We start from the raw sequence: 10,617 nt of genomic DNA on the forward strand, positions 1-10,617 counted from the left end.
TATGACCCACTCATTTGATCGCACTCTCAAAGCATTTTCTGTGTTGTTGAGTTACCCGACCCGCGAGCTGCAGGAAGCCATACCCGAGATAGGGGGCGTCCTTGCGTCTGACACGCGTTTGACGGCAGCTGCCCGTCGGGCGTTGCGCCCGCTTTTGGAGGAAATGAGCGGGCGCGACATCTATGATCTTGAAGAGCAGTTTGTGCTGCTCTTTGATCGGTCCCGCACCTTGTCGCTGAACCTTTTCGAGCATGTTCACGGAGAAAGCCGCGACCGGGGCGGCGCGATGGTGTCGTTGGTGGAAACCTACCGCGAGGCCGGTTTCGATCCTGCAACCTCCGAACTGCCGGACCATTTGCCTGTCTTGCTAGAATTCCTGTCCACGCAGTCCCCTGCTGTGGCGCAGGAGACGCTGGCGGACGCGGCTCATATTTTTGAGGCCCTCAACGCGCGGTTGGTGCGTCGGGAAAGCCCCTATGGAGCCGTGTTCGCCAGCCTTCTTCAGCTTGCCGGTGGAACCGCCGACAAAGAGGCCGTCGCAGAAATGCTGGCGCAACCTGATGATGATCCCACCGATCTGGAGGCCTTGGACGAGGTTTGGGAGGAAAGCGAAGTGCTGTTTGGTCCCGATCCGAATGCAGGCTGTCCACAAGCGCGCGAAATGCTTGCTCAGATGGATCTTCCAGTGAACCCGGCCCCGTCGGCAAACCCCACACCGCGTCACGCGGCCGAATAGGGAGAGAAAGATATGTTTCAGAACCTTGATATCGACTTCATCATCTTTGGCATCATGCCATACGCCGCGTTGACGATCCTCGTCGTGGGCTCCATCGCCCGTTATGACCGCGATCAATACACTTGGAAAAGCTCCTCGAGCCAGCTTTTGCGTCGCAGGCAGCTGATGTGGGGGTCAATCCTGTTCCATGTGGGGATCATCACAGTTTTCTTCGGGCATCTGATTGGCCTGTTCACCCCGGTCTGGGTGCTAGATGCGCTTGGCATCCCCTATGCGCTGAAGCAGTGGATGGCCGTCATCATAGGTGGCCCCGCTGGCGTTGCCGCCTTGATCGGCGGGACGTTACTTTTGCACCGCCGCCTGACCGAACCGCGTATCCGCGCCACGTCCAGCTGGATGGATATTATCATCATGGTGCTGATCTGGTGGCAATTGGCCATCGGCCTGCTCACCATTACCCAAACCCTCCAACATATGGACGGCTCGGAAATGGTGCGTTTCATGACTTGGTCGCAAAGCATCGTGACATGGAACATCAATGCGTGGACCGACGTAGTGGATGTCCACTGGCTCTACCGCTTGCACATCTTCTTGGGGCTGATCATCACCGCGCTCTTCCCATTCTCGCGGTTGGTGCACATGGTTTCGGGCTTTGCAACGCCGGTGAAATACCTGCTGCGCCCCGGCTACCAGATCGTGCGGTCACGCCGTTCCAAAGCTCTGCCGGCACGCAGCGCTCCCAAAACCACACCAGCGGAGTAAGCCAGATGAACTCAGCCCTCTTCCCTGACCTGATTGTCAATGGCGAGACGGTGCCGCACACGTTGGTGGCGTCCGAGACCCAAAACCATGATGCCCCGGCTGGAAAGCCGGGCATCGCCTGGCGCAAGGCCGCCAATGCCGTCGCAATCCGCACCCTGTTGCTGCAAGAGGCCCGCGCGCGTGCGCTTGTTGCTGAGCGTCAAGAGGTTGCTCCGGGCAAGTTTGAAACCGACGAAGAGGCCCAGATCAGGGGCCTTCTAGAAAGCGTCGTTGATCCCGACGTGCCTGACGATGACGCGATCTATGCGGAATGGAAAAAAGACCCCAGCCGTTTTCATGCACCACCCCTATGGGAAGTTTCTCATATTTTGTGTGCCTGTGACCCGCGCGATGAAGAGGCCAAGCGCGACGCCATGCACCGTGCCGAAAGCCTGATCGCAGTGGCAAGCAAAGACGCCAAAGCATTTTCCGCCGTTGCCATGCGCGAAAGCGATTGCGGATCGAAGTCATCTGGCGGTGCGCTGGGCCAGCTTGGGCCAGGCGATACCGTGCCCGAGTTTGAAGCCGTCCTGCGAAGCCTAGACGAAGGCGAGATCACGCCAGAACCGATCCTGACGCGTCACGGCTGGCACATCGTGCGTATGGATGCCGTCGCTTTGGGTGGGGTCCTGCCATTTGACGCGGTGAAGCCAAAGATCGCAGACGCCATGGAAAAAGCGTCATGGGCCCGACAAGCCCAGAAGTTTGTCCAGAAACTGGTCGCGTCCGCGGAAATATCCGGCGCGGACCTTGAGGCTAAATAGCCCCCGAAGGGAAAGAAGATGGGTAAGTTCAATCGACATTTGAGCCGGGGCCAATGCCTTGAACCCACGCAGGCGTCGTTGCTGGGTGAGCCACTGGAGTTTATCCACGAAGACCACCTTCGTGAGCGGCAAATCTGTACGTTGTTGGATCAGATTGCTCAGGGCGAAACATCCGACGACGCAGTCCTGTCAAGCGTTTTGGGATTTCTGAATACAGAGTTGCCTTTGCACCTAAAGGACGAGGAAGAAGACCTTTTCCCTCTTCTTCGTCGTCGTTGCGAAGCCGAGGACGAAATCGGACGGGTCATCACCAAGCTGCATGCCGATCACACCCATGCCGGGGAGGATACCCCGAAGGTTATTCAACTTCTTGAAGGTCTCCGAACGACGTCACGTCTGCCGTCCTGGAAAGAGTGCGAGGTTCTAAAGGCCTTTGCGTCCCATGCGCGCCGTCACCTGATCCTTGAGAACGCGATTATTCTGCCGTTCGCGCGATTGCGGCTGACAGAAACCGATCTTCACACCCTTCACATCCGGATGTGCCAACGACGCGGGCTCAATAACCTGATGGAGGCCAAAGATGACAGCTAAACCGGTTCAAGGAAAGGTTTGCCGGGCCGAAGCATGGGGGGATACAAGTTGATGTTGGCTGATCTCTTGGCAAGAAATGCGGATTGGGCCAATGCTCAGGTCACGCAAGAACCGGACTATTTTTCAGGCTTGGCCGCACAACAGGCGCCTGAGTTCTTCTGGATCGGGTGTTCGGACAGCCGCGTGCCTGCCAATGTTGTCGCGGGCCTCGATCCAGGCGAGGTTTTTGTGCATCGCAACGTGGCCAATGTCATCCATTCGGCTGACCTGAACATGCTCTCGGCCCTCGAATTTGCCGTCGAAGCCTTGAAGGTCCGTGAGGTTATCGTTTGCGGGCATTATGGCTGCGGTGGGGTGAAAGCTGCGACCGAGGATTTCCCACATGGCCTTGCCGACCACTGGCTGGAACCGATCCGCCGACTGGCCCGCGCCTATGCTGTTGATCTGGCTCAGCTTGAGGATCCCGAGGCGCAGCGCGACAAGCTGGCGGAACTGAACGTGGTTGAAGGGGTGCGCCGTGTGGCCGAGACCCCGATCATCCAGAAAGCATGGCGGGCAGGGGCTCAAGTCCGCATCCATGGTCTGATTTATGGGCTGAAAGACGGACAGTTGAGCGATCTTGATTGTACCATCGGCCCCGGACATTTCAACGCAAAGGACACAGCATGACCATCTTAGAGCCGCGTCTCAATCAAGGTTGTGGCTGTGACAGTCTGGGCGGCGAGACCCTGATCAGTATTGATCAGGCTCTGATCCAGATTGCGCGGGCGGCTGCACCGATCGACAGAACACAGACCATCGCGCTGCAAGATGCGGTTGGGCGCGTGTTGCTGGATGTGGTGCGCGCGCGAGGGATGGTGCCGCCTTTCAACAACGCGGCCATGGACGGCTACGCGATTCATACCGATGATCTGGAGGGTGATGGCCCTTGGGATCTACCGGTCCGCGATCGTATCCCCGCTGGCCAAGCGGCAGGCGCTGCATTGGTGCGCAACGCTGCTGTGCAGATATTCACCGGAGCACCGGTTCCCGACGGTGCCAACGCTGTGGTGATGCAAGAACACGTGGAACGACACGCCGAAGGCATCCGCCTTGGCAAAGCTGTGCAGCCTGGTGCGCATATCCGGTCAGCGGGCGAAGACATGACGGCAGGCAAGATCATCGTTCCGGCGGGCCGCGCTCTGACAGCGCGTGACATTGCGGCCTGCGCTGCGGCAGGGCACGACAGTGTCAAAGTACGTGACTGCTTGCGTGTCGCTCTGCTGGTCACCGGCAACGAACTTCGTCAATCGGGGCGAGCGCGCGGGGCCGCCTGCATCTGGGATGTGAACACGCCGATGCTGCAAGCTGCCATCGCATCCCCTTCGGTGCAGGTTTGCGAGGTACAGCATGCCGCCGACACACGGGACGCTTTGCGCGCGCAATTGTCGGAGCTCTCCCAAAAGGTCGATCTGATCGTCACAACAGGGGGTGTTTCAGTTGGCGAAGAAGACCATGTCAAACCCGCGCTATCTGATTTGAATGCGAGGGTAACCTTCAGCGGTGTCGCGCTGAAGCCCGGCAAGCCGGTGTCGTTCGGCCAGCTTGATGGAACCTACTGGCTGGGCTTGCCCGGCAACCCGCTGTCAGCCTTGGTGACATGGCACTTGTTTGGAAAGGCACTGATCCAAGCCCTGACCGGTCAAGTCGCAAAATCCGCGCCTCGGCGTCACGTCGTGCTGTCGTGTGCTTTGCAACATAAGCCGGGACGCTGCGAGATGCGGCTTGCGCGGATTGTCGGCCATGATGCGCTGGGTCGCGACGTTGCTGACTTTGCCGATGCAACCCATTCGGGCCGTGTCTCAACGCTTCCTGAGATGGACGGGATGCTTCTTGTCCCTGCCGAGGCTGACATGCTGCCCGAAGGGGCGCTGGTCGAATTCACTCCTTTCTAGCGTTAGAGGGCACAGAGCCATGAGAATTGCGTACACAATGGCCCCAGGGAAGGGCGACGTTAACTTCCTTCTGTTCAAACTCGCCAAACGTTTTGCCGCGCAGGGCATCCAATGTCGCGGGACCGTTCAAATCAATACGGATCGCACCGAAGGCCCATGCGATATGGATGTGCAAGTTCTGCCAGATGGCCCGGTGCTGCGCATTTCGCAAAACCTTGGTCGCGATGCGAAAGGATGCAGGCTTGATCCGTCTGTTCTTGAAACCGCTGTCGGCCATGTCGCGGCATCCTTGGACGATGCGGCTGATGTTCTGATCATCAATAAGTTTGGCAAGCACGAGGCCGACGGTCGCGGTTTTCGCGACGTGATCGCGCGCGCAATCGAGCGTGAGATTCCTATCTTGATCGGTATCAACGCGATGAACCGTGATGCATTTATGGAGTTTGTCGGAGGTCTCGCCATGCAAGTGCCACCCGATTTAGATGCCCTAAGCGACTGGTTCAAAAATGGGCTAAGCCAGACTGGCGAATTGTGTGGCTGTCCATAGCCTGCCATGCGCCAACCGCACAAAGCCAGATGTTTGAACGGCTGCTCTCTTTGTGGGCGCTTGCCTTTGTTCAGACGCGGGAATTCCTACTTTGCTCTTTCGTTGATTATGCGTTCTCACCACGTAATGCGGCCTCTCTGACCAGAGACCGCTGCGGGACTTGAAGCGCTGTCTTCGACACAGATGCCCGTTGTGGGTACGACACAAGGTTGCTGACCGATCACATGTGTCGGGGAACAGGGGACGTCATTTGGCTCGCATCTTTTCGTGGGCCGATCCCGCCGACGCGGCTGCAATGTATCACATTTGACCCATGATGCGGATATCCCAAAGAACGGGTTCTTGAATTCAGGACTATCGTAGCCTTTCGTCATTAAGCTTGTCCTTGCTATCGCCCGATGACCAATTGCACGCCACAAAGACGCAGTGGACAGCCGTCTGGGCTCTTTTGCTTGCGGCATTCATCACGCTGCTGGATGTCACGGTGGTCAAGCTCGCGGTGCCGAGCATCGCGGGCGATCTGCAAGCGACGGATGTGCAATCGCAGTGAGTCTTGTTGGCTTATCTTGTGCCGTTTGCGGTGCTCCTTCTGCCACTTGGCCGGTTTGGGGATGCCTTGGGACGACGCCGGTTGTTCCTCTTTGGTGTCGTGGGGTTTGCATTTGGCGGGCTGGCTGCGGGAACGGCGCAGAACATGACAGTCTTGATTTCAGCGCGTGTCCTTCAGGGTGTTGGAGCCGCGACAATGATGCCTCAGGTCCTGGCCTTGACACACGTCATCTTGCCACCTCACCAGCAGTGGCGTGCCGTGGGCTACTTCGGTATGGTCAGCGGGTTGGGCGCTGTCGCGGGACCGATCGTTGGTGGAGCAGCCTGTCTGTCGATCTGTTTGGCAATTGCTGCCATCGACCCTGCTGAGGTCCGGCCTGTTTCTACTGCGTGCGTCCATGATCCTGTTTGTCTTTTCCGGCATCGCAGGCGTTCCTTTTCTGTTGTCGATTGTTTTGCAAACCGGACCTCAACTTTCGCCGGGAGAAGTCGCAATGGCGCTTGCCGCGCATCCGATCTTTGCGGTGGCAGGGGCGGCTGTCGCGGGGCGGTGGACCTCGGCAAATCCGTGGACGCTGCCGGGCCTGGGATCGGTCCTGGCCTGCACGGGCACCGCGCTGATCGTTCTCGCATTCGCACAAGCTGGCGATGACATTGCTGCGCTGGCTTTGTTGGCACCGCTCGCTCTTGTCGGGTTTGGCATGGGGCTAAGCAACGTCGCACTGATGTCAGGCGCACTTGCTCTTGTATCAAATGACGTTGCCGGGGCCGCGTCCGGTTTGCTCCAGACAGGGCAGCAGATCGGCGTCACGCTTAGCATCGCAATTATCGGCGGTATTTACTTAGGCACCGCAGCGGAAACGACCGTAGCGGCGGCGACAATGGCGCCTCTGTTTCCGATCGTGGTCTTTGCAACGGCTGGTCTTTTATGCGGATTGGCCGCTTGTGCACCATCTCGCTAGAGGACGCCCAAGGTCACAAGGCCGCGACGTTCCGAAAGGCAGGCTGGTTCTTTTTCGCCTAACTGATATCACTAGCGCATCCAGCAGAGGCCGGTCCCATGACATCACCACAAAACGTTGGGCAGGATTTGGCCCGAGCGATTGCCGAATTTACGCGCTTGCCCGCGATGTCCGACAGCACAGCAACAATCACCTATGACAGGTTGGGCCAGTTTGTCTCTGACTTGAGGACGCATCTGGAGAGACCGCAGGTTATTGGCGTTTTCGGTTCGCCCGGTATTGCGATGGCTGCGAGTGCTGTCGCTTGCGTTGTCCATGGCCGCCCGTTTGTCCATCTCGACCCGGCCATGCCGCAGATGGTGCTGCATAACATCGTTTCGGAATTGCAGGTCAGTTTGATAATCACCTGCGAGCCAGCGGCGCCCGGCCAGTTGCCAGCTAATTGCAGGGCGATTGATGCCAATGACCTGCTGAAACGCCCACCTGCCGATTACGCGTCTCTCACAGCCGGATGCACTCTACCAGATGATCCGATTTATCTTGTGGCGACCTCTGGCACCACGGGGCGACCCAAGTGCATTCCTGTCTCCCAGGATGCGGCTTTCTTGTCTTATGAATGGCGCGATGCGTTCACGCCCTACAGCCCCGGTATGCGGGTCGGGATTTATATTTTCGCAATCTGGGAGATGTTCCGCCCGCTGCGCAAGGGCGCGAACCTGTGGTTCCCCGATGCCACCACCTTGTTTGCGCCGGGCAAGTTGGCGGATTTTCTCATCGACAATGATATTGACGAGATGCTGTTCACACCGTCGTTTTATGACACATTCCTGAACGCGTTAGACGACGACAGGGCCAAGAACCTACCCCTCAAAAGGGTCGTCCTGAACGGTGAAGTGGTCAGCGACGATCTGATTATCGGCTCATTGGCAAAGCTGCCTGATGTCGCTTTGTGGAACCTGTATAGCATCTGTGAAACGCATGACGTCTGTATGTCCCGTCTGACGGAACCTGCTGGGGATGCGCCTGCATCTGTTGGTATTCCGATGGAACATTTGCGTGCGGTCATACTGGATAACAACGATGTACCATGCTTGCCCGGCACCTCGGGCCAGCTTCATTTTGAGGGTCCGAGGATGCTTGGCCCCGGCTACGTAAACCGCCCGGAGGAAACCCGTCTGCGGTTTCGGGACCTGATCATTGATGGACGCGCTGCGCGGCTCTATGACACCGGCGATCAGGCGTGGGTTGATGAAACGGGCGCCCTGCATATCGAGGGGCGGATTGCGCATATGTTGAAGCTGCGTGGCTTCTCCATTCAGACCAGAGAGCTCACCGATACGATGCGCGACAGGTTAGCGTTTTCCAGTGCCGCCCCGTGGGTGGCCGAGGTTGGCGCGCGGGGGCCGTCGCTTATCTTCTATTTCGCGGCTGACACAGCACAAGCGCGAAGCAACGCTGAAAGCTGGGGACTTGTGGCTGGTGCAAACAAAATGCCCCCAAGCCTCGCCGCTGATCTGCGCGCCGTATTGCCTGCCTATTGCGTGCCGTCATTTCTGGTGCAGATGGATGCGATCCCCCTGCATCCGGTCTCGGGCAAGGCAGACATGCGCGCTCTGCCAGCCGTCGAGGCGGAAACCCTAACCGCAGAGGCAACAGAAGATGCTGTTGTCGCCGCTGCGGCTTTGGCGATGTCATGTGCAGCCTCCGATATTGATCCTGCGCTCAGCTTTCATGATCAGGGCGGTGATTCCCTGATGTGTGTGACGCTGATGCTGGAGCTTGAAAAGACCTATGGCATGCCCATTGATTTCGATCTTGCGATGAATGTGCCGCTGCATCGGCTTGATCAGTTAATGACCCAAGAAGCCGATGCGCCCGCGCCTGTTGAGGATTTCGACAGACCCGGCATTCTGGTGACCGGTGTGACGGGGTTTTTGGGCGGGCATGTCTTGGCAAAAGCCGCACGTGATCTGCCAGAAGGCCATGTCGTCTATTGTCTTGTCAGAGACAAAAATCGCGGGGCGCGTGACCGTTTGAATGAAGTGGCGCGCTCCCATGGGGTCCCTCAGGATCGGTATGTCATTGTGCATGGCACTCTTGACGCAGTGCAGTTTGCGCTTGAACCCGATGCCTATGCAGCACTTGCCCGGTCTGTGACGAAGGTGGTGCATTGTGCGGCAATGGTAAACCTCGCCATCGGACGCAAGGATATGCTGGACTGGTCCGCACGCGGCATGGACACCGTGCTTGGTTTTTGTGCCGACGCGCACGCTGACCTGCGTTTTACATCATCGAGTGCCGTGTTCCCCGATCAAGGCGGCCCTTGGCCAGAAGCACCCACAACGGTTTGGGACGGATGCACCGGCTATGGCGCGGCAAAGATCGCGGCAGAACAGGCCATTCAAGCCTCGGGTGTGTGCGCAGCCATTGTGCGTCTGCCGTCTCTCTATGATTTGGACGCGCCGAACTCGCGTGATATCTACGAGATCATTATGGAAGCGTCCCTGCGCGCTGGATATATGCCGCACGCGCTGGAGTTTCCTATGACCGATGTCACGGCGGCGGCGGCATTTCTGCTGGGCGATATTACGACTTCCGGCGGCGCAATATACAACCTGATGGGCGACAAACGGATCATTCCCCAGGACCTCACTGCATTGATGCCAAAGGACTGGTTGGCGAAAGCAGATCTGCCTGAGGGTATTTCCAAGGTGATTGCAGAGTTCCCTGATACTTTGTGCGCAAATTCAGTCTTTGTGAACACAGCGGCCCGCGCCGCTTGGGCACAGATCGACAGCAGACCATTTGAGGCAATTAGCGACGCAAAAACCCTACTGGCGCGTCGTGCGCAGAATTACCAGAGGGATCCAGAGTTGACCTGATAGTCTTCCATCGTCAATGCGCGGGCAGCATCGCTCGCCAAAAACGCAGCCAATTCGGCAATCTCGGATGGTTGGACAAGCTGGTTTTGAGGGTTCGACTTGGCATATTCTGCACGGACGTGTTCCAGTGTCTGCCCTGTTGATTGCATGTCAGCGTCGATAAAGCGCTTGAGCATTTCGGTCTCAACCCATGTCGGGCTGATGGAGACACAGGTGATCCCATGCGCCGCCCCCTCCAGACTGACACAACGGCCCAACCCCAAAAGCCCTGCCTTGGATGTGCAATAGGCGGCATTGTTAGGCATCCCGTGATGGGCCGCCACGGAGGCTAAATTGATGATGCGCCCCCACTGACCGCGTTTCATATGGGGCATCACAGCCCGTATCATACGGAATGTGCCACTGAGATTGATGTCGATATGGTCTTCCCAGATCTGGTCGGGATGTTCGATTACTGCGGCCTCTTCATAGACACCGGCAGCATTTACCAGAATATCAACACCGCCCCGCGTGGTCACAACATGGTCGACAAAAGCGTCGATACTGTCACGTGACCGGACGTCGAGTGCGGCCGCATGAATGCGATCCGCGTCTGCTCCAAGTATGCGCTGCACATAATCCGCATTGCCTGCACTGCGTGTGCCAACAAAAACGGCTGTTCCGTCCTGTGCAAACCTGCGTGCAATCGCAAGCCCCATCCCTGACAGCCCACCTGTTATGATCGCTGTTCTGTGCTTTGCTTTCATGCTGCGCGGCCTCTAAAAATTGTTCCGGTTTTGCATGCTACTTGTGGGATTTCCGGGGCTGCAATACCAGATGTTTTTCAAGCTGCGTTTGCGCGCCGCTACGCT

The 10,617-nt window shown here is 57.8% G+C and carries 11 protein-coding genes and 1 pseudogene; 11 read left to right on the forward strand and 1 reads right to left on the reverse strand.

All coding sequences use genetic code 11. The features are described 5' to 3' along the window. Nucleotide 1 precedes the first annotated feature (1 nt). From narJ to KUW67_RS14035, 11 genes and pseudogenes are all read left to right on the forward strand, one after another. Nucleotides 2–736, forward strand: coding sequence for a nitrate reductase molybdenum cofactor assembly chaperone (narJ, locus tag KUW67_RS13985; protein ID WP_224825943.1), 735 nt, complete (start codon nucleotides 2–4; stop codon nucleotides 734–736). A 12-nt stretch (nucleotides 737–748) separates the two neighbouring features. Next, nucleotides 749–1,498 (forward strand): respiratory nitrate reductase subunit gamma, encoded by a 750-nt coding sequence (gene narI / locus KUW67_RS13990; RefSeq protein ID WP_224825944.1) that lies wholly within the window; start codon nucleotides 749–751, stop codon nucleotides 1,496–1,498. 5 nt (nucleotides 1,499–1,503) lie between these two features. After that, nucleotides 1,504–2,301 (forward strand): peptidylprolyl isomerase, encoded by a 798-nt coding sequence (locus KUW67_RS13995; RefSeq protein WP_224825945.1) that lies wholly within the window; start codon nucleotides 1,504–1,506, stop codon nucleotides 2,299–2,301. Between the two features lie 18 nt (nucleotides 2,302–2,319). Further along, entirely contained in the window at nucleotides 2,320–2,892 is a 573-nt protein-coding gene (locus KUW67_RS14000) for a hemerythrin domain-containing protein (RefSeq protein ID WP_224825946.1), read from the forward strand. A gap of 51 nt (nucleotides 2,893–2,943) precedes the next feature. Further along, nucleotides 2,944–3,561: a carbonic anhydrase gene (locus KUW67_RS14005; RefSeq protein ID WP_224825947.1), complete on the forward strand. Its 618-nt coding sequence runs from the start codon at nucleotides 2,944–2,946 to the stop codon at nucleotides 3,559–3,561. After that, complete coding sequence (glp, locus tag KUW67_RS14010) at nucleotides 3,558–4,826, forward strand: gephyrin-like molybdotransferase Glp (RefSeq protein WP_224825948.1); 1,269 nt, start codon at nucleotides 3,558–3,560, stop codon at nucleotides 4,824–4,826. The genes KUW67_RS14005 and glp overlap by 4 nt, the downstream gene beginning before the upstream one ends. A 37-nt stretch (nucleotides 4,827–4,863) precedes the next feature. Further along, nucleotides 4,864–5,373: a DUF2478 domain-containing protein gene (locus KUW67_RS14015; RefSeq protein WP_224825949.1), complete on the forward strand. Its 510-nt coding sequence runs from the start codon at nucleotides 4,864–4,866 to the stop codon at nucleotides 5,371–5,373. A gap of 406 nt (nucleotides 5,374–5,779) precedes the next feature. Further along, nucleotides 5,780–5,923, forward strand: coding sequence for a hypothetical protein (locus tag KUW67_RS14020; protein WP_224825950.1), 144 nt, complete (start codon nucleotides 5,780–5,782; stop codon nucleotides 5,921–5,923). 6 nt (nucleotides 5,924–5,929) lie between these two features. Beyond that, a pseudogene (locus KUW67_RS18510) lies at nucleotides 5,930–6,238 on the forward strand (MFS transporter); the annotation flags it as partial. Nucleotides 6,239–6,320: 82 nt separating this feature from the next. Then, nucleotides 6,321–6,884, forward strand: coding sequence for a hypothetical protein (locus KUW67_RS14030; RefSeq protein ID WP_224826072.1), 564 nt, complete (start codon nucleotides 6,321–6,323; stop codon nucleotides 6,882–6,884). A 98-nt stretch (nucleotides 6,885–6,982) separates the two neighbouring features. Further along, nucleotides 6,983–9,766 (forward strand): AMP-binding protein, encoded by a 2,784-nt coding sequence (locus KUW67_RS14035; protein WP_224825951.1) that lies wholly within the window; start codon nucleotides 6,983–6,985, stop codon nucleotides 9,764–9,766. Here the strand turns inward: KUW67_RS14035 and KUW67_RS14040 are convergent. Continuing rightward, the gene (locus KUW67_RS14040; protein ID WP_224825952.1) at nucleotides 9,739–10,512 is read right to left on the reverse strand and encodes an SDR family NAD(P)-dependent oxidoreductase; all 774 of its coding nucleotides are present in this window, start codon (nucleotides 10,510–10,512) and stop codon (nucleotides 9,739–9,741) included. The two genes, KUW67_RS14035 and KUW67_RS14040, sit on opposite strands and share 28 nt — an antisense overlap. Nucleotides 10,513–10,617 lie beyond the last annotated feature (105 nt).

This window comes from Cognatishimia sp. MH4019, assembly GCF_020177595.1.
Classification (GTDB): Bacteria; Pseudomonadota; Alphaproteobacteria; order Rhodobacterales; family Rhodobacteraceae; genus JAHTBL01.